This window comes from Microbacterium sp. AISO3, from assembly GCF_002204305.1.
Taxonomy (GTDB): domain Bacteria; phylum Actinomycetota; class Actinomycetes; order Actinomycetales; family Microbacteriaceae; genus Microbacterium; species Microbacterium arborescens.
The window spans coordinates 190,919-214,723 of sequence record NZ_NHRF01000005.1 but is presented as its reverse complement, the minus strand read 5'-3'; the positions used below and the strand labels follow the sequence as shown (position 1 = coordinate 214,723).

Annotated in this window: 24 protein-coding genes; 6 read left to right on the top strand and 18 right to left on the bottom strand. The window is 70.1% G+C overall.

The features are described from left to right. Positions 1-95 precede the first annotated feature (95 nt). Entirely contained in the window at positions 96-539 is a 444-nt protein-coding gene (locus tag CBF90_RS09770) for a hypothetical protein (RefSeq protein ID WP_088380475.1), read from the top strand. Positions 540-543: 4 nt separating this feature from the next. Here CBF90_RS09770 and CBF90_RS09765 read toward each other — a convergent pair whose 3' ends face one another. Together CBF90_RS09765 and CBF90_RS09760 are read right to left on the bottom strand one after the other, a co-directional pair. Beyond that, on the bottom strand, positions 544-1,470 hold the full coding sequence (locus tag CBF90_RS09765; protein WP_088380474.1) for a hypothetical protein: 927 nt from the start codon (positions 1,468-1,470) through the stop codon (positions 544-546). 216 nt (positions 1,471-1,686) lie between these two features. Beyond that, complete coding sequence (locus CBF90_RS09760) at positions 1,687-2,706, bottom strand: LacI family DNA-binding transcriptional regulator (protein WP_023952165.1); 1,020 nt, start codon at positions 2,704-2,706, stop codon at positions 1,687-1,689. 193 nt (positions 2,707-2,899) lie between these two features. Between CBF90_RS09760 and CBF90_RS09755 the strand changes: the two genes are divergently transcribed. Together CBF90_RS09755 and CBF90_RS09750 are read left to right on the top strand one after the other, a co-directional pair. After that, positions 2,900-3,835, top strand: a complete 936-nt coding sequence (locus CBF90_RS09755; RefSeq protein WP_088380473.1) for a dihydrodipicolinate synthase family protein — start codon at positions 2,900-2,902, stop codon at positions 3,833-3,835. 132 nt (positions 3,836-3,967) lie between these two features. Next, positions 3,968-5,284: an Nramp family divalent metal transporter gene (locus CBF90_RS09750; RefSeq protein ID WP_083990600.1), complete on the top strand. Its 1,317-nt coding sequence runs from the start codon at positions 3,968-3,970 to the stop codon at positions 5,282-5,284. A 4-nt stretch (positions 5,285-5,288) separates the two neighbouring features. Here CBF90_RS09750 and CBF90_RS09745 read toward each other — a convergent pair whose 3' ends face one another. From CBF90_RS09745 to CBF90_RS09700, 10 genes are all read right to left on the bottom strand, one after another. Next, positions 5,289-6,266, bottom strand: coding sequence for an alpha/beta hydrolase (locus tag CBF90_RS09745; RefSeq protein WP_088380472.1), 978 nt, complete (start codon positions 6,264-6,266; stop codon positions 5,289-5,291). A 40-nt stretch (positions 6,267-6,306) separates the two neighbouring features. Further along, positions 6,307-7,608 (bottom strand): ABC transporter ATP-binding protein, encoded by a 1,302-nt coding sequence (locus tag CBF90_RS09740; RefSeq protein ID WP_088380471.1) that lies wholly within the window; start codon positions 7,606-7,608, stop codon positions 6,307-6,309. Between the two features lie 43 nt (positions 7,609-7,651). Further along, positions 7,652-8,500 (bottom strand): carbohydrate ABC transporter permease, encoded by an 849-nt coding sequence (locus tag CBF90_RS09735; RefSeq protein ID WP_023952170.1) that lies wholly within the window; start codon positions 8,498-8,500, stop codon positions 7,652-7,654. Continuing rightward, positions 8,500-9,435 carry a carbohydrate ABC transporter permease gene (locus CBF90_RS09730; protein WP_036304657.1) on the bottom strand — a complete coding sequence of 312 codons (936 nt, stop codon included), beginning with the start codon at positions 9,433-9,435 and terminating at the stop codon, positions 8,500-8,502. Before CBF90_RS09730 ends, CBF90_RS09735 begins: the two co-directional genes overlap by 1 nt. Beyond that, complete coding sequence (locus CBF90_RS09725; protein ID WP_023952173.1) at positions 9,432-10,694, bottom strand: extracellular solute-binding protein; 1,263 nt, start codon at positions 10,692-10,694, stop codon at positions 9,432-9,434. Before CBF90_RS09725 ends, CBF90_RS09730 begins: the two co-directional genes overlap by 4 nt. Positions 10,695-10,835: 141 nt before the next feature. Next, on the bottom strand, positions 10,836-11,201 hold the full coding sequence (locus tag CBF90_RS09720; RefSeq protein WP_023952175.1) for a hypothetical protein: 366 nt from the start codon (positions 11,199-11,201) through the stop codon (positions 10,836-10,838). Further along, positions 11,198-12,583 carry an FAD-dependent oxidoreductase gene (locus tag CBF90_RS09715; protein WP_088380470.1) on the bottom strand — a complete coding sequence of 462 codons (1,386 nt, stop codon included), beginning with the start codon at positions 12,581-12,583 and terminating at the stop codon, positions 11,198-11,200. Before CBF90_RS09715 ends, CBF90_RS09720 begins: the two co-directional genes overlap by 4 nt. A 52-nt stretch (positions 12,584-12,635) precedes the next feature. Beyond that, a complete protein-coding gene (locus tag CBF90_RS09710; RefSeq protein WP_036304658.1) occupies positions 12,636-13,691 on the bottom strand; it encodes a polyprenyl synthetase family protein in 1,056 nt (351 codons plus the stop codon). Between the two features lie 48 nt (positions 13,692-13,739). Continuing rightward, the gene (gene ubiE / locus CBF90_RS09705) at positions 13,740-14,477 is read right to left on the bottom strand and encodes a bifunctional demethylmenaquinone methyltransferase/2-methoxy-6-polyprenyl-1,4-benzoquinol methylase UbiE (protein ID WP_023952181.1); all 738 of its coding nucleotides are present in this window, start codon (positions 14,475-14,477) and stop codon (positions 13,740-13,742) included. Between the two features lie 117 nt (positions 14,478-14,594). Further along, positions 14,595-15,137: a DUF402 domain-containing protein gene (locus CBF90_RS09700; RefSeq protein WP_306460403.1), complete on the bottom strand. Its 543-nt coding sequence runs from the start codon at positions 15,135-15,137 to the stop codon at positions 14,595-14,597. A 25-nt stretch (positions 15,138-15,162) separates the two neighbouring features. On the opposite strand from CBF90_RS09700, the gene CBF90_RS09695 reads away from it, so the two are divergent. Next, positions 15,163-16,455 (top strand): isochorismate synthase MenF, encoded by a 1,293-nt coding sequence (locus tag CBF90_RS09695; protein WP_088380468.1) that lies wholly within the window; start codon positions 15,163-15,165, stop codon positions 16,453-16,455. A gap of 36 nt (positions 16,456-16,491) precedes the next feature. On the opposite strand, the gene menD is transcribed toward CBF90_RS09695, so the two are convergent. Beyond that, positions 16,492-18,303: a 2-succinyl-5-enolpyruvyl-6-hydroxy-3-cyclohexene-1-carboxylic-acid synthase gene (gene menD, locus CBF90_RS09690; protein WP_088380467.1), complete on the bottom strand. Its 1,812-nt coding sequence runs from the start codon at positions 18,301-18,303 to the stop codon at positions 16,492-16,494. Position 18,304: 1 nt separating this feature from the next. Continuing rightward, a complete protein-coding gene (locus CBF90_RS09685; protein WP_088380466.1) occupies positions 18,305-18,709 on the bottom strand; it encodes a PLD nuclease N-terminal domain-containing protein in 405 nt (134 codons plus the stop codon). A gap of 53 nt (positions 18,710-18,762) precedes the next feature. Here CBF90_RS09685 and CBF90_RS09680 point away from each other — a divergent pair, with 53 nt between their 5' ends. Then, positions 18,763-19,023: a DUF4229 domain-containing protein gene (locus tag CBF90_RS09680; protein WP_023952191.1), complete on the top strand. Its 261-nt coding sequence runs from the start codon at positions 18,763-18,765 to the stop codon at positions 19,021-19,023. 18 nt (positions 19,024-19,041) lie between these two features. Here CBF90_RS09680 and CBF90_RS09675 read toward each other — a convergent pair whose 3' ends face one another. From CBF90_RS09675 to CBF90_RS09665, 3 genes are read right to left on the bottom strand one after another with little or no spacing between them, the layout of a single operon-like run. Beyond that, a complete protein-coding gene (locus CBF90_RS09675) occupies positions 19,042-20,010 on the bottom strand; it encodes a 1,4-dihydroxy-2-naphthoate polyprenyltransferase (protein WP_064956091.1) in 969 nt (322 codons plus the stop codon). 11 nt (positions 20,011-20,021) lie between these two features. After that, entirely contained in the window at positions 20,022-21,182 is a 1,161-nt protein-coding gene (locus CBF90_RS09670; RefSeq protein WP_088380465.1) for an AMP-binding protein, read from the bottom strand. 17 nt (positions 21,183-21,199) lie between these two features. Continuing rightward, positions 21,200-22,099, bottom strand: a complete 900-nt coding sequence (locus tag CBF90_RS09665) for a 1,4-dihydroxy-2-naphthoyl-CoA synthase (protein WP_023952197.1) — start codon at positions 22,097-22,099, stop codon at positions 21,200-21,202. A 35-nt stretch (positions 22,100-22,134) separates the two neighbouring features. Here CBF90_RS09665 and CBF90_RS09660 point away from each other — a divergent pair, with 35 nt between their 5' ends. Continuing rightward, positions 22,135-23,136 carry an o-succinylbenzoate synthase gene (locus CBF90_RS09660; protein WP_242435648.1) on the top strand — a complete coding sequence of 334 codons (1,002 nt, stop codon included), beginning with the start codon at positions 22,135-22,137 and terminating at the stop codon, positions 23,134-23,136. An 18-nt stretch (positions 23,137-23,154) separates the two neighbouring features. Here the strand turns inward: CBF90_RS09660 and CBF90_RS09655 are convergent, their stop codons facing one another. Further along, a complete protein-coding gene (locus tag CBF90_RS09655) occupies positions 23,155-23,772 on the bottom strand; it encodes a TetR/AcrR family transcriptional regulator (RefSeq protein ID WP_023952201.1) in 618 nt (205 codons plus the stop codon). Positions 23,773-23,805: the final 33 nt, after the last annotated feature.

The following is a 23,805-nucleotide window of genomic DNA, read 5'->3' as shown; positions in this document are numbered from 1 at the left end:
TCGAACGTCCCACCGAGAGCGACAGCCTGCCGGGCATCCACGGGGGATAAAATCCCGATCAGAAGGTAATTACCGCCGCTGTACGATCAGGAAGCATGGCAAAACGTGACGACGACCTCCTGACGCTCCTCCGACAGATACGGGACTCCCTCGCGCGCCTCGAGCTACAGGCCACACCCACCACGGGTAGCCCGTCCACTCGCTCGCTGGCGGCAGCAATCCGTGCGGAGCTCGAACGGTCTGGCAAGAAACGGACCGAGCTCGCCACCGTCCTGAAACGCAGCAGACAGAACGTGGCATCGAAACTCGCCGGAGACTACCCCTTCCGCACCGACGAACTCACGGCAGCAGCCGCGTTCCTGAACTGCACCGTTCTCGAACTCATGCAATCGGCGCTACGGCAAGAGGCGAAGACAGACATGCCTGTCCAGGACGCCAGTGCGGGGTTCGATCGGCGCATCAACATGTACGAGCAACCCCCGAGGGCAGCGGCCGTCACCCGCCGACAGGCAGAGAATCGGGTCGCACCGACGCGTTAGACCGCTAGGACAGCATGCGCCCTGCGACTCTGACCGCCGCGTCGATGCGATCTGCGAGCGTCGCAGCACTCTTTGTGCGCCTCGACCTCAACTCGGGAACAGCCTCCGCGGCCATCCTCGCTAACTCGCGATACTGACCGCTCAGCCGTCGATACTCCTGGCCAAGAGATGGGCGCGCTCCCCCAACCCATTCGAGGATGACAGCACGCTTACCTTCGCTTCGCGCTAGCGACTTGCGGGCCACCTCTTCCTTCTCCTCGTCAGTGATCCACGCCAGATCAGCTCTTCCGTCCCTGATCAGCTCTTCGATGCTCGCGTCAATGCGAGGCCCGGTTTCTAGCTCCTCCCTCGCAACCGCTCGTACGAAGCGGAGAGGATCACGCTGCGCGAGCGACACCGCGACACGCTTCGCCACGGGCCAGGGGATCAACCAGCCGTCTGCGTCCCGGTAGGTATCGGGATGCCCCAACAGCTCCGTCACGCTGACGCCACTGAGCGAAGAAAGCCGGATGGGGTCGTCGACCTCGAGTGTTCCCCCCGGCTTGTATCCGATGAACGCAACGTCAGATGGCACACCTTCCAGGACTATGTCCGTAGCCGCGTCACGCTCATCCTCATCGAACGGGTGCCCCACAGCTCGGGAGAGACGATCGAGCGAGTCGATGTAGGCGTCTCTCGAGTTCCACGGCACCCGGCAGCGCTTGATAGGCGACCAAGCCGCTCGTGCGCCCATATCCGGATCCAGGTGCTGCACCTTGACACGTTGGGGCCTGCCTTCGGCGACTTCGAGAAGCTCTACTCGACGCCAGCACTGCTTCTCAACGTGCCACCACAACCACTCCTCGCCGACATCGAGATGCGACGGGTACTGCTCGGGGATCAGCTGCCCGACCTCGCATGCTCGACGTTCGATCTCGTCCCAGTCGCTCATGAGTCCAGGGTGTCCGTGAACCACCACGTAAGCCAAGCTGTCCGCCCACAGTCCGCCAGAGATCCAATCGGGCCCAAGCGACTACAACGAAGCACAACCGGTAACGTGCAGGTCAGGAGGCAGATCCTATTTGCGCCAATCAGCAGCAACCAGCAGGATGCAGTTCGTCAACTACCGGTAAGGCTCGGCGCCGACAGACCCCACCAGCACCGCAGCTCAGCGGCGCGGGGCCGTCGACGCTCGCGGGATGAGGGTCGGTAGCGCGCGCACGATCTGCGGCGTCGCGGGATCGGTCGCCAGCAGGATGTCGAGAGCCGACGAGGCGATCTGGTCGAATGGCGTCCGCACCGAGGTCAGCGGCACGGGCAGGCGTGACACGAGCGGGATGTCGTTGTACCCGACGATCGAGAGGTCCTTCCCCGTCTCGAGCCCCAGGGATCGCGCGACGCTGAGCACTCCGATCGCGAGATTGTCATTGGCCGCGAAGATCGCCGTGGGACGAGAGGTACCGCCCAGGAGCGTCTCGGCGGCCTCCATCCCGTGGTCGAGGCCGTAGCCGACCGCCATCACCCGCTCCTCGGGCAGGTCGACGCCGGCTTCAGCGAGAGCGCGGTTCGCGCCGCTGCGCCGGTCGCGTCCGCTCGAGGTGAACCAGGGGCCCGTGACGACGGCGATGTCGCGATGTCCGAGGTCGAGCAGGTGCCGCATCGCGAGATAGCCGCCGGTCTCGTCGTCGCCGAGCGAGGCGGGGCTGACCCCGTCGGTCCGCAGCGCGAGCACGTGAGGGATGCCGCGCTCGCGCAGCGACGCCGGAAGCGAGTCGTCGATGCGCGCGGTCGCGAGGACGAGCCCGTCGACGTTCCGGTCGAGCAGGGTCTCGGTCGCGCGGCGCTCCTCGTCACCGTCGTCGCCGCACGTCGCGACGACGGCGAAGTAGCCCCGCTGCCGCGCGGCCCGCTCGACCGCCTCGAACATGAGCGCCATGACCGCGTCGGTGAGTCTGGGCACGAGCACGCCGATGGTGCCTGTGGCGCCACGTCGGAGCCCCGAGGCGAACACGTTGCGGCGATAGCCGAGCTCTTCGGCGATTGCGCGAACGCGTTCGGCCGTCGCCGACCGGGAGGGCGGAGTGCGATCGTCCAGGATGCGGCTCACGGTCGAGATGCTGACACCCGAGGCCGTCGCCACGTCTTTGAGCGTCACGACGTGTCTGATGTTCCGGTCGCCCTCGGCCATGTCCTGCCTCCCTCGCCGAGCCTACCCGTGACACGCACGGCGGCGAGAACCTTCCCGAGAACGTTCCCGAACCGCTTGACATCGATGGCGAGCAGGTCCAAACTGCAAACGTTCCCGCAAACGTTATTGGTTTCGGGATCAGCCAACCGGCACCTCCCGATCTCGAAGACGAGACCTCACCCAAGGAGACGACATGGTCCTCGACCTCCGCGGACTCAACCCCGCCCCCGTCACCCCGTTCACCGTCGACGGCGACGTCGACTACGCAGCCATCTCGCGGCTCGGCTCGTGGCTCGGCTCGATCGAGGGGGTGAAGAGCCTGGTCGTGCTCGGCCACGCCGGCGAGGGAACATTCCTCACCGAGAAGGAGCAGCTCGACGTCATCCGGGCCTTCCGCGACTCCGTGGAAGACCGGCTGCCGATCATCGCCGGCATCACGAAGGAGGGCAACGCCACCGCCGCGCTCGAGGCGAAGGATGCCGCGGCCGCCGGAGCGCGCGGCGCTCTGGTCTACCCCTCGCACGGCTGGCTGCGCTTCGGCTTCCAGCCCGGTGCGCCGCAGACGCGGTATCGCGCCATCTGGGAGGAGTCGGGGCTCGAGGAGATCCTCTTCCAGTACCCCGACAACACCAAGGCCTCGTACGACCTCGACACCCAGCTCGAGATCGCAGGCCAGGAGGGCGTGAACCACACCAAGAACGGCGTCCGGAACATGCGTCGGTGGTACACCGAGATCCCGGCACTGCGCGCGGCGTACCCCGACCTGCAGATCCTGTCGTGCCACGACGAGTACCTCCTGCCGACGATGTTCAACGTCGACGGCCTGCTCGTCGGCTACGGGAACATCGCGCCCGAGCTGCTGGTCGACCTGATCGCCGCGGGCAAGGCGCGCGACTACGCCGCTGCTCACGCCATTCACGAGCGCCTGCTCCCGGTGACGAAGGCCGTCTACCACCGCGGCTCGCACATGGAGGGCACCGTCGCCCTGAAGTGGGGCCTGGTCAACCGTGGCATCCTGGACCACGCGACGGTCCGGGAGCCGCTGCTGCCCCTCCCCGCCGGCGCAGACGCCGAGATCGCCGCGGCCTTCGCCTCGGCCGAACTCGGCAGCGTCACCGTTCCCGCGTAAACCACCACGGGCGGCCGGACCCCGCATCCGGCCGCCCTTCCTCCACCCCGTTCCGCTCCCCGACGCGTCGCAGCGCCGGCTCGAAGTCAATGACGACTGCGCGGCATCCCGCCGCCCTCCGAAGGAGTCTCCATGAGCGACCGCATCACCTCACGTCCCCCCGCCACTCCCGCGACCGGCCACGGCCGGATCTCGACCGAGACGGTGCGGAGCATCGTCGGCAAGAACCCCGTGCGACGAACGTTCTGGCGTCGCCTCGCCCTGATCGGCCCCGCATTCGTGGCGGGAGCCTGGCAGTTCGGTCCGGGAAACCTCACCACCGCGATGAACGCGGGAGCAGGATACGGCTACGCCCTGATCTGGGTGATCATCGTGTCGACGCTGCTGATGGTCTTCTTGACCGACATGAGCGTGCGGCTCGGCATCCGAACGCCCGTCTCGCTCATCTCCTCCATCAAGGACAGCCTCGGCCGGTGGACCGGCGTCGCAGCCGGCATCGGCGTCTTCCTCATCGCCCTCTGCTTCTCGGTGGGAAACGCCGTCGGATCGGGAGTGGGGCTCGCGATGCTGATCCCGGGCAGCTCGCCCGTCATGTGGACGGTGATCTGCACGGTCGCCGTCGCGACCATCCTGCTCATGAAGGGCATCTACGGCATCGTCGAAAAGGCCTTGATCGTCATCGTCGCGATCATGGCGTTCTGCTTCATCGTGTCGGCGTTCGTGTCGAACCCCGACTGGGCCGCTGCCGGCCTCGGGCTGATCCCCGTCGTCCCCGACGGAGCCTGGTTGCTCATCATCGGGCTCGTGGGGACCAACTTCTCCATCAACGCCGCTTTCTTCGCGTCGTACGGGACCAAGGCCCGGGCAAGGTCCGAATCGGAGTACCGCGACATCACGATCGTCGACACGATTCCCGGCATCGTCGCCCCGGGCATCATGACCGCCCTCGTCATCGTCGTGTCCGCGTCCGTGCTGTTCGACACGGGCACCCCGGCTCCCGGAGCCTTCGTCGGTCTCGCGCGCATCTTCGAGCCGGTTGCAGGACCGGTAGGCACCTGGATCTTCGCGCTCGGCTTCTTCGGTTCGGCGTTCTCGTCGATGATCCCCAACTGCATCGCCGGCGGCACCCTGCTCTCCGACGCCCTCGGACGCGGGGCATCGGCTGAAACCATCACCGCTCGACTGGGCAGCGCGTTCATCCTCGCCTTCGGCATCGCGATCACCGTCGCGTTCGCCGGGTCGTCGCCGATCGAGCTGATCGTGCTCGCTCAGGCCCTCACGGTGCTGTTCGCTCCCCTCCTGGCCGCTCTCATCATCGTGATGGCCAACAATCGCGCACTGATGGGCCCACTTCGAAACCGCTGGTGGCAGAACGTGCTGGGTGTCGTCGGCTTCGTCTCGGTGCTCGCCCTCTCGATCCGATTGCTCATCAGCATCGTCGCGGGCTGAGCACTCACCGGTCGAGGCCGCTGACGAACGACACCAGTCGGTCAGCGGCCTCGGCGCGTGCGGGCGCAGCCGAAAGGAAGACATCGTGCAGGGCGCCGTCGATGCGGGCGATCGTGACGGTGGCGGCGATGCGGGTGGCCGCGCGCGCGATGTCGTCGACGACGAGCACGGAGTCGGTCGAGGTCATCGTGTCGTTCCACCGCAGCGGCGAGGTCGACCGCGCCGAGAGCAGCACGAGAGCCGGGGCGCCGACGTCGACCCCGGCCGCGACACGCGCGTGCCCCGCGATGACGGCGGCGAGCCATGCCGGATGCGTCGGGAAACCCTGCTCGGGTCGCCAGCCGTCGGGAGCGTCGGGAAGGCTGCCGACCTCGCGCTGAGCCCGCGTGTAGAACCCGAGATCGACCACGGGATGGGCGCCACGCGGGTCGAAACGGGCCCGGACCTCGACGAGCGGCGCGACCGCCTGCCGCCCGAGGGGGCCGAGCTGCAGCTCGAGCCAGGGGCTGTTCAGCGCCACGGCCGCAGCGCGTCCCGGGTGACGCGCTGCCCACAGGGTGAGCGTCAGTCCGCCGGTGCTGTGCCCGAGGAGCACGAGCCGCCGGCCCTGACGCGCGGTGTCCATCACAGTGAGCGCGGCCTCGATGTCGTCGTCGTACACGTCGAGCGAGGTGACGTAGCCGCGCGCCTGACCGGGACGGATGCTGCGCCCGTACTTCCGCAGGTCGAGCGCGTGGAACCGCGCGCCGCGGTCGGTGAACAAGCGGGCGAGATCGGTCTGGAAGAAGTAGTCCGACCAGCCGTGGACGTACAGCACGTCGATGTCACGCCACGCGCCGAAGAGGCGGAGGCCCGGATGCGGCATCGCCCGCACGAGCGTCGCGACGACCTCACCCTCGTCATCGGAGCCGAGCGGAAGCGTCGTCTGCTCGAAGCCGGGGCCCAGCAGGTCGGGGCCCCACGTCACGTCATCCGCCCGCATGTCCCCACCCTAGGTCGTGGACATCGACGGATGCCGAGCGTCAGGCGGCGGAACTCTGCTGCGCACCTGAGCCCGAGCCTGCACCGGAGCCGGTGCGACGGGCCTCGCGCTCGTGGGCGCGCTGGAGCGCGCGCTTGCGCTGCTCGCGGGCGTCGTCCTCGAGCTTCGCCGCACGCTGCTCGTCGCGCGTGAGGTTCTCGCCCGTCTCGGGGTCGAACACGTGCAGCGAGTCGGGTGAGAACCACAGCGTCGCCGGATCGCCCGCGCGGATGTTGCTGAGCGAATCGAGCGCCACGACGAGCTCGGTGCGCAGCCCCTCCCCGTCGAGATCGCGGTCGAGCTCGGCGAGCTTCTCGCGTACCGATTCCTCGACGTCGAACGGGATGTAGGCGTACAGCACCTCGCCGAGCCACTCGGTCATCTCGACGTCGACCTCGGCGCGCACACCACCCTCGAGCGGACGGTCCGAGGTCTCGGCATCCTCGAATGCATCGGGACGCACGCCGACGATGACGAGCTCGCGCTCTCCGATCGCGCGGCGCAGCCGGTCATCGAGCGGAACGTCGAACATCGGCAGCTTGAGGGTGTCACCCTCGACCGTGCCGTGCAGGAAGTTCATCGGCGGCGACCCGATGAAGCCGGCGACGAAGAGGTTGACCGGCTGCTCGTACAGGCCGCGCGGGCTGGCCACCTGCTGCAGCTCCCCGCGGCGCAGAACCGCCACCCGGTCGCCGAGCGTCATGGCCTCCGTCTGATCGTGGGTGACGTAGACCGTCGTCGTGCCGAGCGAGCGCTGCAGGCGCGCGATCTCGGTGCGCATCTGCCCGCGCAGCTTGGCGTCGAGGTTCGACAGCGGCTCGTCGAAGAGGAACGCCCGGGCGTTGCGGACGATCGCGCGCCCCATCGCCACCCGCTGACGCTGACCGCCGGAGAGGTTGGCGGGCTTGCGGTCGAGGTGCTCATCGAGCTCGAGCAGGCTCGACGCGCGCCGGACCCGCTCGTCGATCTCGTCGTCGGGCACGTTGCTCGACTTCAACCGCATCGGAAAGGCGATGTTCTCGTAGACCGTGAGGTGCGGGTACAGCGCGTAGTTCTGGAACACCATCGCGAGATCGCGGTCCTTGGGCGCCTTGTCGTTCACGACCTCGCCGTCGATGAGCATCTCGCCGCTGGTGATGTCCTCGAGCCCCACGATCATCCGCAGGAGCGTCGACTTGCCGCATCCGGAGGGCCCGACGAGGATGACGAACTCGCCGTCGGCGATGTCGAGGTCGACACCCTTGACCGCCGTGAAGCCGTCGTCGTACGTCTTCACGATGTTCTTCAGCGTGATGGAGGCCATGACGTTCCCTTCGAGGTCGACGCGGCGGCGGAGATGCTGGAGGTCATCCCTTGACCGCGCCCTGCGTGAGGCCGGAGACGATCCGGCGCTGGAAGATGACGACGACCACAACGATCGGGATCGTCACGATGATGGCTGCTGCCGAGATCGCGCCGGTGGGCTGCTCGAACTGCGACGCTCCGGTGAAGAACGACAGGGCGGCGGGCACGGGACGCGCGGCGCTGGTCGAGGTGAGCGAGATGCCGTAGACGAAGTCGTTCCAGGCGATGAAGAACGCGATGATCGCGGTCGTGAAGACACCCGGTGCCGCGAGCGGCACGACGGTCTTGCGGAAGGCCTCGAACGGCGTGGCACCGTCGACCTGCGCCGCCTGCTCCAGCTCCCAGGGGATCTGACGGAAGAAGGCCGCGAGGGTCCAGATCGCGATCGGCAGCGTGAGCGAGAGGTAGGGGATGATGAGGCCGAGCCAGGTGTCGTAGAGGCCGATGACCCGCCACAGGTTGAACAGCGGCGTCACGATCGACACGATCGGGAACACCGAGACCGCGAGTGCCGTGACGAGGATGATGCGCTTGCCGCGGAACTCCAGTCGGGCGATCGCGTAGGCGCACAGCGTCGCGAGCACGACGGCGACGAAGGTCGCGATGAGCGAGATCCCCACGGAGTTGCGCAGGGCGGGCAGGAAGAGGTCCTGCGCTCCCCCGCCGGGCGCGAGGATCTCGGTGTAGTTCTCGAGCGTCCATTCCTGCGGGAGCAGAGTGCCCGAGAACAGACCTGACGGCGTCTTGAACGACGTCATGAGGATCGAGAAGACGGGGAAGAGCGACCACACGAGCACCGCGATCATGATCGCGGCCCATCCGATCCGCTGCGGCCAGGTGAGCGTGCGCATCAGGAGTTCCGTCCCGTCGCCAGGTCGACCTTGAAGCCCTTGATGAAGATCGCGGCGATGATCAGGACGCTGAGGAACAGCAGCACCGAGATCGCCGAGCCGAGCCCGATCTCGAGGCGCCCGATCGAGGTGTTGTACGCGAGCAGCGACAGCGCCTCGGTGTCGTTGGCGCCGCCGGTCATGATGTAGATGTTGTCGAAGATGCGGAACGCCTCGAGCGTGCGGAAGAGCACCGCGACCATGATCGCGGCCTTCATGTTCGGCAGGATGACGCGACGCATGACCTCCCATCCGGTGGCCCCGTCGACCTTCGCGGCCTCCTCCAGATCGCCGGGCACCTGGGCGAGGCCCGACAGCAGCAGCAGCGAGATGAACGGCGTCGTCTTCCACACCTCGGAGAAGATGATCACCACGAGGGAGGTGCCCTGCTCGGCGAACCAGTTGAGCTCGGGGTCGAACCCCGGAATCCAGCTCAGCCAGTTGTTGACGTACCCGCCCGAGTTGATGTCGAACGCGTAGAACCAGGCGAAGGCCGCCACGACCGTGATGATGCCGTAAGGCACGAGGATCGCGGTCCGCGCCAGACCGCGGAGCTTCTTGATCGCCCGGTGCATCACGAGCGCGAGGAGGAAGCCGAGAATCAGCTCGAACAGCACGGTCACGACCGTGATGAAGAGGGTGACCCCCATCGACCGCCAGAACGCGGGGTCGCTGAGGACCACCCGGTAGTTCTCGAAGAGGACGAAAGACCGCTCGTCGGGGGCGGTGAGCCGCAGGCTGAACAGCGAGTCGAACAGCGCCTGCCCGATGGGATACATCGTGACCAGCAGCATGATGACGAACGCCGGGCCCGCCAGCATCCAGCCCAGTCGCCCCTCCGCACGCGCCCGAGCGGAGCGCCGGGGCCGCGCCGCCGCACTCTCCCGCGTGCTCACAGCAGACGCTCCCCGCGCAGGACGGCGAGGATGAACTCGCTCGACGTTCTCGGAGTGGTGTCGGGGTCCACCGCTGCCGGCGGGTGCCACGTGCGCTGCAGCCCGATGGAGATCTCGTTGTAGTACGGCGTCTGCGGACGCGGCACACCGAGGTCGAGCGACTCGCGGATGGTGTCGGCCATCGGGAACTCCTCCTGCACGCGAGGGTCGTCGTAGGCGGCGGCGTTGGACGGCGGGTTGCCGTCGGTGACGAAGTACTCCGACTGGTTCTCAGGCTGGACGATGCACTCGACGGCCTGCCAGGCGAGGTCGGGGTTCTTGCTGAACGCACCGACGCCGAGGTTGATGCCGCCCACGGGAGGGGCGGCCGGCTCGTCGGCGTCGACGCGCGGGTAGACGGCCCAGCCCAGGTCATCGGCGATGGCGGGATCGGCACCGGTCATCGCCGGCCACACGAACGGCCAGTTGACCATGAACGAGCCCTGCTCGCCCTGGAACAGGTTCATGTTGGCGTTCTCGTCGGCGGTCGGCAGACCCGGCCCGCCGAGCCCGTCGGCACCGATGCGGTGGATGATCTCCGCGGCGGCCCGGCCCGCCTCGCTGTCGAGTCCGAGCTCGAGCTCGTCGGCGGGCGCCTCGGGGTTCTTCAGGATCTCGCCGCCGGCCGACGCGACGAGAGCGTTGATCCACACCGTCAGCGACTCGGCCAGCGCGCCCTGGACGCCCAGCCGAAGATCCTGCTCTTCGGCGACGCCGATGATGTCGTCCCAGGTGACCGGCTGCGACATGTCGAGACCGGCGGCGTCGACCACCGACTGCCGGTACCAGAGCAGCTGCGTGTTGGCCCAGAACGGCACGGTCACCAGCTCGCCACCCCAGCTTGCCGAGTCGACCGCACCCTGGACGATGCCTTCGGTGTCCTGCAGATCGCCCGGGACCTCGTCGAGGAAGCCGGGCTCGGCGAGCTCGGGGATGAACGGCGGGTCGAGGCTCATGATGTCGAGCGAGGTGTCGCCGGCCGCCAGACGCCGGGCGAGCTGTTCGCGCTGCGAGGCCGCGTCACGCGGTAGCAGCGATGTCTCGATGCGATAGGCGCCGTCCGCGGCATCCGTGCAGGCCGCGGCGATCCGCGCTTGCCCGCCGTCGTCGGGGTTGATGTACCAGGTGAGCGTGGGCACGCCGTCATCGGGGGCGCAGGCGCCGAGCGTCGCTGCGAGTGCGACCACCGATGCGGCTGCCAGGACCCGGGTCGTGCGCATCGGGCCTCCTCGTTCCGTATCGTCGCGCCCCGGCGCGCTCGCGGCACGGGGCGTGCACCCATCATGGCGTCGGAGGAACGCCGCGACCACGGGTTGCCCAACCCGATGCGCTGTAGTACGCGGAGCGGGCGAGGCGAACGGTCAGTCCGCGGCGACCGGGCTCTCGATCTCGGCGGGGTCGTCACCCGCGAACGCGTGCGACTTCGTCTCGAGGAACGCGCAGAGGGTCGACACCATCGCGAGCTCGGTCGACAGGGCGAGCGCCCCACCCGCGCCCAGACGCAGCTCGGTCTCGCGCGCCTCGAACGTGATGCGCCACGTGTTGCCGCCGGGAACGTCGGGCTCGATGTAGGTCACGGTCTGGGCGTTCATCATGGTGATCGCGACGAGTCCGGTGTCGCGGCCGAGGCTGCCGTCCTGCGGAATGACCTTCACCGCGAGCGGGTATCCGAACCGCTGGAACTCCTCGATCCACGCGTCGAGGGTCTGCTTGCTCCGGAAGGTCATCGCCCGGCCTCTTCGCCGCGCGAGATGCTGACCATCTCGTCGCGGTCGACGACCTTCACGCGCGCGCGTTCGGCCGGGGCGCCGAGCGCGATCTCGTGCTCGTCGAGGCGGTGCCAGCCGTCGAGGTCGGTCCAGGCGACGCCACGCTCGGTCAGCAGGTCGAGGACGCCCTGCTCGGACGGGTCGGCCGGCTGCCACCACGATCCCTGGTCGTTGATGACGTGGCGCACGGTCTCCATCGCGTCGGACTTGGTGTGACCGATGAGACCGACGGGTCCGCGCTTGATCCACCCCGTCGCGTACACGCCCGGCACCCGCTCGTTCGAGTCCTCGTGCAGCACCTGACCCTCGTGGTTCGGGATGACGCCGTGCGTCGCATCGAACGGCACGTCCGGCAGCGGCGACCCGAAGTAGCCGACCGCGCGGTAGAGCCCCTGGAGTGCGACCTCGCGCAGCTCGCCGGTGCCTTCGACGCCGCCCTGGCCGTCGGGACGCGTCCGCTCGTAGACGAGCGCGGCGACACGGCCGTCGGCGTCCTTCTTGACCTCGACGGGCTTGGCGTAGAAGTGCAGGTGCAGGCGGCGCGAGGCCTCTCCCCCGAGGCCGTTCGCACCCGGGCGCTGGCGCCAGGACTGCAGCACGCGGTCGATGACCATCACCTGCTTGTTCGACGCGATCGCCGCCTTCGAGGCCTCGTCGTAGTCGAAGTCCTCGTCGTAGACGACCAGGTCGACGTCGCGCAGGTCGCCGAGCTCGCGCAGCTCGAGCGGGGTGAACTTCACCTGCGCCGGTCCGCGACGCCCGAAGATGTGGACATCGGTCACCGCCGATGAGCGCAGCCCCTCGTAGACGTTGTCGGGGATCTCCGTCACGAGAAGGTCGTCGGCGTGCTTGGCGAGCAGGCGGGCCACGTCGAGCGCGACGTTGCCGTTGCCGATGACGCCGACGGATGCGGCATCCAGCGGCCATTCGCGCGGGAAGTCGGGGTGACCGTCGTACCAGCTGACGAAGTCGGCCGCGCCGTACGAGCCGTCGGCGTCGATGCCGGGGATGTCGAGTGCCGCGTCGCGCACCGCCCCCGTGGCGAAGATGACCGCGTTGTAGTGGTGCTTGAGGTCGTCGAGGGTGAGGTCCTCGCCGAAGCGCACGTTGCCGAACAGCCGGATGTCGCCGCTGTCGATGACATCACGGAGGGCGTTGATGATGCCCTTGATGCGGGGGTGATCGGGCGCGACGCCGTACCGGACGAGCCCATAGGGGGCGGGCAGGTGATCGAACAGGTCGATCGAGACGTCGAACTTGCGCTCGGCCTTCAGCAGCAGATCCGCGGCGTAGATGCCGGCGGGACCGGCTCCGACGATGGCCAGCCTCAGCTTGGTCATGGGTGTTCCTCGTTCCTGGTCGCACCCGAGCGCGGGCGCAGCGGGGTCTGTGTCAGCTGGCGCGGTCGACGACGACCTCGGCGAACCGGGTCAATGCGTCGCGCACGGCGCCGGAGGGAAGCGGCGCGAGGGCCGCGACGGCGTCATCGGCCCACTTCTCGGCGAGCCGGCGCGTCTCGGCCGTGACGGCGTGATCGCGCAGCCGGGCGAGCGGCTCGTCGAGGATCGCGGGGTCGGCGCCTTCGGCGATCTCGGCCACGCCGCGGTCGATCGTGGCGGCGAGCTCACGCGAGGCTTCGTCGTCGGCGCGGGTCAGCAGCAGGTACGGCATCGTCGGCACGCCGGCGCGCAGGTCGGTGCCCGGCACCTTGCCCGTCGCCTCGGGGTCGGCTGACAGGTCGATGACGTCGTCGAGCAGCTGGAAGGCCACGCCGGCCTTCTCGCCGAACGCGAGAAGCGGCTCGGCGAGCTCTTCCGGTCCGCCCGAGAAGAGCACGCCCACCTGAGCTGCGGCGGCGATGAGCGAACCGGTCTTGTCGGCCAGCACCTGGATGTAGAACTCGACCGGATCGTCGCCGGGCTGGGCGCCGATCGTCTCGTGCATCTGACCGAGCACGAGGCGCTCGAACGTGTCGGCCTGCACGCGGATCGCCCGCTCGCCGATGCGGGCCATGAGCTGGCTCGCGCGCGAGAAGAGCAGGTCACCGGTCAGGATCGCGACGTTGTTGCCCCACACCTCGTGCGCACTGGGGACGCCGCGTCGCTTGTCGGCGCCGTCCATGACATCGTCGTGATAGAGCGAACCGAGGTGGGTCAGCTCGAGCGCCGCAGCTCCGGCGATGACGTCCTCGGTCGCACCGTCGCCGAGCTGGGCGGTCAGCAGCGCCAGCATGGGCCGCAGCCGCTTGCCGCCGGCTTCGTAGAGGTAGCGCGTCTTGGCGTCGACGAGAGCGTCGCTGACGGTGAGCTCATCGCCGAGGCGCGTCTCTACGCGCTCGAGCCCGGCTTCGACGGTCGCGAGCAGCTTGCGGGTGCGGGGTCCGGCGAAGATCCGCTCGGTCATCCCGAGGTGCTTCGCCAGCCGCGGCGCGGATGGGCTCGATGTCACCTCTCCAGCCTACCGGCCGGGCGGCGGCGCCGATCCGCGCGAGCCGGTTCAGCCGGCGGGCTTGACAGCGCGATGCAGCGCGACGATGCCGAACGACAGATCGCGGTGGGCGACCTCGTCCCAGCCGGCTTCGCGGATCCACCCGGAAAGGGTGCGCTGGTCGGGCCAGTCGCGGATGGACTCGTTGAGGTAGTCGTAGGCCTCGGCGTTGGAGCTCACCACCCGCGCGACCAGCGGCAGCACCCGGTCGTTGTAGAAGCGGTAGAGCCCTGCGAACGCGCGGGACGGGGGCTGCGAGAACTCGCTGATGAGCAGACGTCCGCCGGGCTTGGCGACGCGCAGCATCTCGGCGAGCGCCTTCTTCGGCTCGTTGACGTTGCGGAGCCCGAACGAGATGGTGACGACGTCGAACTCGGCATCCCCGAACGGCAGGTTCGTGGCATCCGCTTCGACGAACGACAGATTCGGGATGCCGCCGCCCGGCGCCTGCGGTCCGTAGCGACGGACGCCCTCGGCGATCATGCCCGGCGAGAAGTCCGCGGCGACCACCTCGGCGCCGCTGCGCGCGAGCGAGACGGAGCTCGCACCCGTTCCGGCGGCGAGATCGAGGATGCGCTCCCCCGGCTTCGGGTCGATCGCGCGCGTGGCCGCGATCCGCCAGAGGCGGTCCTGTCCGAGGCTGAGGACGTCGTTGGTGCGGTCGTATGCGCCGGCCACCTGGTCGAACATGCCGCTGACGCGCGACGGGTCCTTGCCGAGGTCGGCGCGGTTGGGCTCGCTGGTCACGCCCTCGAGTCTAGGCGCGGCCGTGACCGCCCAGCCCCGCTCCGCGACGTCCCACTTCGGCCGGGTCTGGGCCGGGGTTTCCCGGCCGAAGTGGGACCTCGGCGAGTGGGACGGGAGTCAGGGGGCCGAGGGGGCGGGGAGGGATGCCAGGATGCCGAGCCAGTGGTCGGCCGTGGGCGCGTCGAAGGGCGGGCGGTGCGCGGTGACCGCCGCCTCGAGGTCGACAGCGAGAGCCTCGAGCTCGGCGACGATATCCCGCGGGTACCCGTAGGCCACGCGATGCTCCTCCCACTCGTCGCGGTCGTCGATCCAGATACCGCGGGTGGCGGAGTCGACGACATCCAGGTCCATGTCGATCGCGGTGGGCTCGCCGCCCTCGTCCCAGCGGGCGTCCCAGGCGATGTCGATGTACACGCGGGTGGGATGAGGCGGCGCGTTCATCGTCAGCACCCACTCTCCGACAGGCGGAAGGAGCATGACGCAGGGGTGCGTCGCGACGAAGTCGCGTCCGGGCCGGTTGCTGCCGTCGCCCGGCCGCTGGCCGAACCAGTCGCCGTGCTCGTCGCTGCCGAGATAGATGCAGGCGTGCACCCAGTGGGTGCCGCCGTTCCACTTGCGCCAGCGGAAGATCACCGGGGTTCCCGGTACGGGGCGGAGCATCACGCGCCGAGTCTAGGCTGGTCGGGTGAACGATTCTGCGCCCGCCGCCCGGCTGCGCGTGGTCACTCGCGAGATCGAGGCACCCGACGAGCTGCTGGTGTTCGCCGACCCGCAGAACCCCACGGTGTGGTCGCGACGCGGCGACATCCTCGTGGCGCGCGGCACCGCCGCGGCCTTCGGTCCTGCCGACGCGAACCCCGGTCCGCGCGAAGCGGCCGACTGGTGGCGCAGAACGGTCGCCAACGCCGAGATCGACGACGCGGTCGGATTGCCCGGATCGGGCCTCGTCGCCTTCGGCGCCCTGCCGTTCGATCCCCGCCCCGACGACCGCGCCGACGCGACGACCCCGGCGCTGCACTTCGCGGTGCCTCGGGCCGTCGTGGGCCGCCGCGGATCGCGCGCGTGGGTGACCGCGATCACCGCCGACGGCTCGGATCCCGTCGCATCCCTCCCCGCCGCGACCGGGTTCGGCCCGCACTGGTCGGCGACGACCGGCCCCGGAGCGCTGCCTCCCGACGGCTACCAGGAGATCGTGCGCGCGGGCGTCGACGCGATCCTCCAGGGCGACCTTCAGAAGGTCGTCCTCGCTCGCGATCTCGCCGGCACCGTTCCCGCGGGCGCCGACCTGCGGCGGCTCGTCCGCGCGCTGTCGTCGGCGTACCCCGACACGTGGGCATTCGCCGTCGACGGCCTCATCGGAGCGAGTCCCGAGACCCTCGTGACGGTGTCGGGCGGAACCGTCACCGCGCGCGTCCTCGCCGGGACGATCGCGCGCGGAGCAGACGCCGACGCCGACACCGCGGCATCGCTGCACCTGGCCACCAGCACGAAGGATCTCGACGAGCACGGCTACGCGGTGCGCAGCGTCCTCGAGGCGCTTCGCCCGTCGACCTCGTCGCTCGTCGCCGGCGAACAGCCGTTCATGCTGAAGCTGCCCAACGTCTGGCACCTGGCGACCGACGTCGAGGGCGAGCTCGCCGGGGATGCCTCAGCCCTCGACCTCGTCGCGGTGCTGCACCCCACGGCGGCCGTCGCCGGCACACCGACCCCCAACGCGCTCGACGAGATCCGCCGCCTCGAACCCTTCAGCCGCGGACGCTACGCCGGTCCCGTCGGCTGGATCGACGCGAACGGCGACGGGGAGTGGGCCATCGCGCTGCGATGCGCGCAGTTCCGTCCCGGAGAACGCACCGACGACGGCGCCTCGATGCCCTTCACCGCCTACGCCGGGGCGGGCATCGTGGGCGCGAGCGACCCGGAATCGGAAATGCTCGAGACGCGGGTGAAGTTCCGCCCGATCATCGACGCGCTCGCCTGAGCGGGCGATCGTGCGCCGCTCGCGGCTCAGCGGTACTCAGCGCACCAGCGGGACTTCGATCAGCTGGCGCCCGCCGACGGGCGAGGTCAGCGCCTGATCGAGCGCCGAGCGCGTCGTGATGCGCCGGTACTCCCACCCGTAGGCGAGCGCGAGCTGCTCGAGGCGTGCCTCGTGGGGGGTGAACAGCACCCGGTCAGCAGCCTCCGGCGGCGCGGTTCCGGCGACCTCGAGCCCATCGAAGATCGTTCCGCCGCCGTCGTTGCCGACGATGACCTGGATCCGCGGTTCGTCCTCGGCGCCGGGGAGCAGCAGCGCGCCGACGTCGTGCAGCAGAGACAGGTCGCCGGTGAGCACCCGGGTCACGCCGGCCCGCGCGTCGTCCTGGCTCGCGACCGCGATGCCCACCCCGGTCGCGACGATGCCGTCGATGCCCGCGAGCCCGCGATTGGCGTGCACCGGCACTTTCTTGCCCCCGAGCACGGTGTCGGCCACCCGAACGAGCCTCGACGAGGCGAACAGGAGACGATCGTGCGGCCAGCTGGCCCGCCAGACCGCGTCGACGAGCGACTCGCGGTCGAGCGGCGCCTTGAGCACGGCCATCTCCGCCGAGATGGCGCCGAGGCGCTCCTGCGGCACCGCCGACGCGAGCCCGTCGACGTCGGGCGCCGCGGGGCTCAGGTCGACCGCCTCGTCACGCGATGCGCGCATCCAGGCGCCGAGCCAGGCGCGGTCGGCTGCCCCGGGGGTAACGGACACCGCGGACACCGCTGTCGTCGTGCCGTTGAGGTTGAGGTCTTCGCCCGGACCACGGACGGCCCACACCTCGACCTCCGGGCGCGACAGCAGCCCGGCCACCTCGCGGCTGAGCGTCGGATGCCCGAACACGACGACCCGCTCGACGGCGTCGGCCAGCTCGGGACGCGAGAGCACCGCTCGGTAGCCGTGGACGAGGTTGCGTCCGAAGCGCGCGCCGCTGACGATCTCCGCGACGAGCGGCCAGCCGCCCACGTGGGCGAGTTCCTCCGCCGCCGGACCGGCATCCGCGCCTGCGACGACGAGCGTGTTCGGACCGCGGGTGAGCTCCACGGGTTCGAGGGGCATGGGGGGTTCGGCTTGGCCGATCCCGCCGCCGCCCTGATAGTGCGCCCCCGAGACCGTCGACTCGGCGGCCGCGTCCGCGGCGGCGCGGCGGGTATCGGGGGCGAGGGCGGGCTCGCCATCCACGTCGATGAGCCACGGCGGGAGGGCGCCCGACAGGGGGCTCCGGTACGGCAGGTTGAGGTGCACGGGGCCCGCCGGGCGCGACCGGTCGCCGCGAGTCGCGGCGAGAGCCTCGACCGCGAGGGCGGCGACGTCGGCCGACTGCGGCGCGGTCGGGTCGGCGTCGACGTCCTCCGGGGTCGGGGCGTCGGCCTCGAGCCGGACGAAGCCCGAGAACAATCCGGGCTGACGCGTGGCCTGGTTGGCGCCGATGCCGCGCAGCTCGGGCGGGCGGTCGGCGGTCAGCAGCAGCAGGGGCACCCCCGAGTGGTGCGCCTCGAGAACCGCGGGCATGAGGTTCGCGACCGCCGTTCCCGACGTGCAGACGACGGCTGCCGGCATACGCGTCTCACGCCCGATGCCGAGCGCGGTGAATCCAGCGACGCGCTCGTCGATGCGGATGTGCAGGCGGATCAGGCCGCGCTCCTCCAGTTCGGCCGCCACGAGCGCGAGCGCCTGCGACCGTGACCCTGGGCTGAGGACGACGTGGCGCACTCCCCCGGCGACCAGGGCGCCGAGAAGCGCCGCCGCGGCGTCGGTCGCGGGAGCCCGATCCGCCGGCGTCGGAGCGTGTTCGGCCCCGCTCATCTCAGGCGCGCGGACCGCGTGAGCCGGCCGGTCCTTCGGCGTCGTCGTCGCTCTGCGACGAGCGCGTGGGCGGGATGTCGCGGGGGTCGTCGGCCTCGGCGTCGAGGGCGGCGAGCTCCTCCTCGAGACGGCGGATGCGCTCGTCCTGGTCGCGGACCGTTCCGAGACTGCCCATGAACTCGGGATCGTCATCCGGCGCACGGCGCACCGGAGCACTGGCTCGGCGCGCACGTCCGACGACGAACCACAGGATGCCGCCCAGCACGGGCAGCAGGACGACGATGAGGATCCACACCGGCTTGCTGACGCCGCGGTGCCGCGTGGCGTCCTGGAGCGCGCAGTCGACGATGCTGTACACCCAGAAGGCGAGTGCCAGCAGCACACCGATGAGCAGGAGCCGCGCCATCCTCCCATCCTAGGCGTCCGGCGGGGTGCTCGGCCCGGACGTAGAATGGCCGGATGAACGCCCGCTCGGCCGTCGTCTACTCGGTGCTGCGGCTCCTCGCCTTCCTGATCCCCTTCGGCATCATGATGCTCTTCCCGATCATGCGCGAGTTCTACTGGCTCGCGGCGATCTTCGCCGCCCTCATCGGCTTGAGCCTGTCGATGATCTTCCTGCGCCGGCCGCTCGACGACGTCGCGACCGGCCTCGCCGAACGGCGCACGCGCCGCCGCTCGGGCGCCCAGGCCGACGCCGAGGCCGAAGACGCCGCATCCTGACGGCGGCTCGCTGCCATCTCAGCCGACGAAGGCCCAGAACAGGAACGCACCGTAAGCGACCGACGTCAACGACGTCAGCGCCAGCGCGACGACCAGCTCACGCGGCTGGCGATACGTCCACACGATGAGGATCGCCGACAGAGCGGGCAGCAGCGCGAACAGGCTCAGCCATGCGATCGGGTAGACCAGCGCGAGCAGAACGGCGATCGCGAACGGCGCCAGAACGAACAGCGTGAAGACGATGCGGGTGGCCGTTCGGCCGATGAGCACCGTGAGCGTGCGCTTGCCCGCGATCCGGTCCTGGTCGATGTCGCGGAGGTTGTTCGCCAGGAGCACGGCGCAGGCGAGCAGCCCCGCACCCACCGCACCGAACCAACTCTCCTGGGGAACGAATCCGGCCTGGACGAAGGTCGTGCCGACTGTCGCGACGAGCCCGAAGAAGACGAAGACGAACAGCTCGCCGAGACCCGCATAGCCGTACGGGCGCTTGCCTCCCGTGTAGAACCAGGCGGCGACGACGCAGGCCGCTCCGATCAGCAGCATCCACCAGTGACCGGTGCGCACGACGATCGCGATACCGGCGACGGCCGCGAGCCCGAAGAACCCGAGGGCGACGGCGAGCACCGTGCGAGGCTTCGCGAGCTTCCCCCCGGTCAGCCGGGCGGGGCCGACGCGCACGTCGTCGGTGCCGCGGATGCCGTCACTGTAGTCATTGGCGTAGTTGACGCCGATCTGCAGCGCGACGGCGACCACGAGGCAGCACAGCGCGATGACCCAGTGCAGCTGTCGATCGACGAGCATCGCTGCGCCCGTGCCGATGAGCACCGGGGTGATCGCCAGCGGCAGCGTGCGCAGACGCGCGGCGCCGATCCAGTCGCGCGCCGTGGCCGTCCGAGGCGGCGGTGCCGACACGAGGCCGCGCTTGGCGGGGTTGCCGCCGCGCGGTGCAGGACGGGACGACTTCGGGGAGCGAGACGAACGAGCCACGAGGGATCATCCTAGATCGCGAGCATGCGACGCACCGCCGCACGGTCGGGTTTGCCGCTCGCGAGCACCGGGATCCGATCGACCGTGACGACCCGTGCGGGGCGCGCCGGTTTGCCGAGCCGATCACCGACGGCATCCCGGAGCTCGCCGAGCAGCCCCGGCACGTCGGAACCGATGTCGGCGAGCGCCGCGCTCGGCACGACGACGGCCGAGGCCTGGCCCCATCGCTCATCGGGGATCGCGACGACGACGGCCGACGCGAGTCCGGCATGTTCCCGGACGACGGCCTCGACGCGGTCGAGCGATACGTTGACTCCGCCGGAGATGATGACGTTGTCGATACGACCGGTCACCCGCAGCACGGCACCGTCGTACTCCCCCGCGTCGCCGGTGCGGTACCAGCGCACACCGTCGTCGACGAGGAAGGATGCCGCCGTTCGGTCCGGCTCGCCGAGGTACCCGTCGGCGAGCATCGGGCCCGACAGCTGCACCTCGCCCGCGACGATCCGCACCCCCACTCCATCGAGCGGGACGCCGTCGTAGACGCATCCGCCGCTCGTCTCCGTCGAGCCGTAGGTGCGCACGATGCGCGCGCCCCTCTCCAAGGCGCGCTGGTGCTGCGCCGCCGGAAGCGCCTGCCCGCCCACGAGGATCGCCTCGTACGCCCGCAGAGCATCGGCGACGGCGGCATCGGTCTCAGCCGCGTCGAGCAGGTCGGACAGCTGCGCCGGCACCAGCGAGGTGAACATACCCGCACGCTCCCCGCCGATGCTCGAGTGCATCGACGCGGTGACCGCGGCGAACGCGGCGGGCGAGAACGACCCCGCGAGGACGGCCGGCTCATGACCCGAGAGCAGGCTGCGGACCATCACCTGCAGCCCCGCCACGTACCCGGGCGACAGGGCGAGGAGCCAGCGCCCCTCTCCGATCCGCGCCGCGGTCGACACGGCGCTGGCGATCAGCGCCGACCGACTCAGGACCACGCTCTTGGGCACGCCCGTCGATCCCGAGGTCGTGACGACCGCAACGGTTCCGGGTGGGGCCTGCGCCGGCACGGTGTGGCCGGCGGGCGCGCCGAGGGCGAGCGCCGGCCCCGCACCGTCGAGGGTCTGCCGCAGGGCCCGGAGCACCGCGCGGGGCTCGGATGCGACCGGAACGAGGTCGACCGCCATGTCAGAGGCGATCCATCTCAGAAGTGGTACGGGTAGGGCGACCAGTCGGGGTCGCGCTTCTGCAGGAAGGCATCGCGTCCCTCGACGGCCTCGTCGGTGCCGTAGGCGAGGCGCGTCGCCTCGCCCGCGAACACCTGCTGACCGACCATCCCGTCGTCGATCGCGTTGAACGCGAACTTCAGCATGCGGATCGCGGTGGGCGACTTGCCGAGGATCGTGCGGGCCATCGCGATCGCCTCGCGCTCGAGCTCGGCGTGCGGGACGACGCGGTTCACCGCGCCCATCTCGTACGCGCGCTGGGCGGAGTACTCCTCGGCGAGGAAGAAGACCTCGCGGGCGATCTTCTGACCGACCTGGCGCGCCATGTACGCCGAGCCGTAGCCGGCGTCGAACGACCCGACATCCGCGTCGGTCTGCTTGAACCGGCCGTGCTCGGCCGAGGCGATGGAGAGGTCGCACACGATGTGGAGCGAGTGCCCGCCGCCGGCGGCCCACCCCGGGATGACCGCGATGACGACCTTCGGCATGAACCGGATGAGGCGCTGCACCTCGAGGATGTGCAGCCGGCCCGCGCGGGCGGGGTCGGCCACGGCGCTCTCGTCGTCGCTGTACTTGTAGCCGTCGCGGCCACGGATGCGCTGGTCGCCTCCCGAGCAGAACGCCCAGCCGCCGTCTTTCGCGCTCGGACCGTTGCCCGTCAGCAGCACGACGCCGATGCGGGGGTCCTGACGGGCGATGTCGAGCGCGCGGTACAGCTCGTCGACCGTGTGCGGGCGGAAGGCGTTGCGCACCTCGGGGCGGTCGAAGGCGATGCGCGCGATGCGCCCGTCGTTCGAGACGTGAGCCGTGATGTCTGTGTACGCGTCGGCCCCGGGGGCGAGCGACCATTCCGCGGGATCGAACAGTTCCGAGACCATGCCGCCAGCCTATGCCGCGGTGGGAGGATGAACGCGTGGACCTCGACTTCCCCCTCCCCTCCCTGGCCGAGCTGCTCGACCGGTCGCACGTCGTGGCACTGCCGCTGACGACGCGTTTCCGCGGGGTCGACGTGCGAGAGGCACTGCTGCTCGAGGGGCCCGAGGGCTGGACCGAGTTCTCTCCGTTCACCGAGTACGACGACGGCGAGGCCGCGACCTGGCTGGCCGCCGCGCTCGAGTTCGGCTGGACCGCGACGCCTGCGCCGGTCCGCGAGCGCGTCGCGGTCAACGCCACGGTTCCGGCCGTCGCGGCCGAGCGCGTCGCCAAGGTGCTCTCGCGGTACGACGGATGCCGCACCGTCAAGGTCAAGGTCGCGGAGCGCGGCCAGGTGCTCGCCGACGACGTGGCTCGCGTGCGGGCCGTCCGCGAGGCGCTCGGCCCCGAGGGACGCGTGCGGATCGACGCGAACGGCGCGTGGAACCTCGACGAGGCCGAGCACGCGCTCCACGCCCTGGCGGAGTTCGATCTGGAGTACGTCGAGCAGCCGTGCGCGAGCGTGGCGGAACTCGCCGAGCTACGCCGCCGCGTGCGCTACATGGGGATCCCGGTCGCGGCCGACGAGAGCGTCCGCAAGGCCGACGACCCGCTCGCCGTGGCACGGGCCGGCGCCGCCGATCTGCTCGTCATCAAGGCGCAGCCGCTCGGCGGCGTCCGGCGCGCGCTCGCCCTGGTGGCAGAGGCAGGTCTACCCGCGGTGGTCTCGAGCGCCCTCGACACGAGCGTCGGCCTGTCGATGGGCGTCGCCCTCGCGGCGGCCCTGCCCGATCTCGAATTCGACTGCGGCCTGGGGACGGCCTCGCTGTTCGCCGCCGACGTCGCGACTCCCGCCCTCCGTCCCATCTCGGGCGAGCTCCCGACCGGACGGGTCTCGGTCGACCGGGATGCCGTCGCCGAGCTCGCCCCGTCCGCGGAGCGGCAGCGGTGGTGGCGTGAGCGTCTCGAGCGCTGCCACGCGGTGCTCGCGCGACAGTACTGACCGCAGATCGCGCAGACCTCAGGCGTCGAGGAGCGCGGTCGCGAGCTGCCCGATGCGTTCGTGCAGCAGCCGCGTCGTCTCCGCTTCGCCGAGCCCTTCGACCGCCGCCCGCTCGCACGTCGCATCGGAGAGATCGACCATGAGCTGCGCGACCTCCGTGATCGGCAGCCGGAAGCGCAGCTCGTAGACCTTCCGGATGTCGTCGACGATCACCCGCACCCGCTCGACGATGCCGTCCTGCAGGCGAAGGTAGGCCTCGGCCATCCGTTCGTCGCGCAACGCCTGCGTGCGCAGCTCCGACACCAGCCGGGGCTCCATGCCCCCGAGCGAGACGTCGACGATCTGCGGAACGAGCAAGGACGGATCGGGCGCCGCGGTGCGATCGAGGGTGCGGACGCGGTCGGCGACCAGGTCGAGCTTCTCGCTCGAGGACCGCTCGACCAGGGCCAGGAAGAGCTCTCCCTTGGAGTCGAAGTTCGAGTAGAAGGCGCCGCGGGAGAACCCGGCACGGTCGCAGACGGCCTCGACGGATGCCGCGTCGAGACCGACCTCGGCGAAGACCTCGGCGGCGGCATCGAGCAGCCGGGCGCGCGTGTTCTCGCGACTGCGGGTGGCCGTGCGTGCCTCGGCGTCCATGGTGCTCCTCGTGTTCACACCGATCGTCCAGCC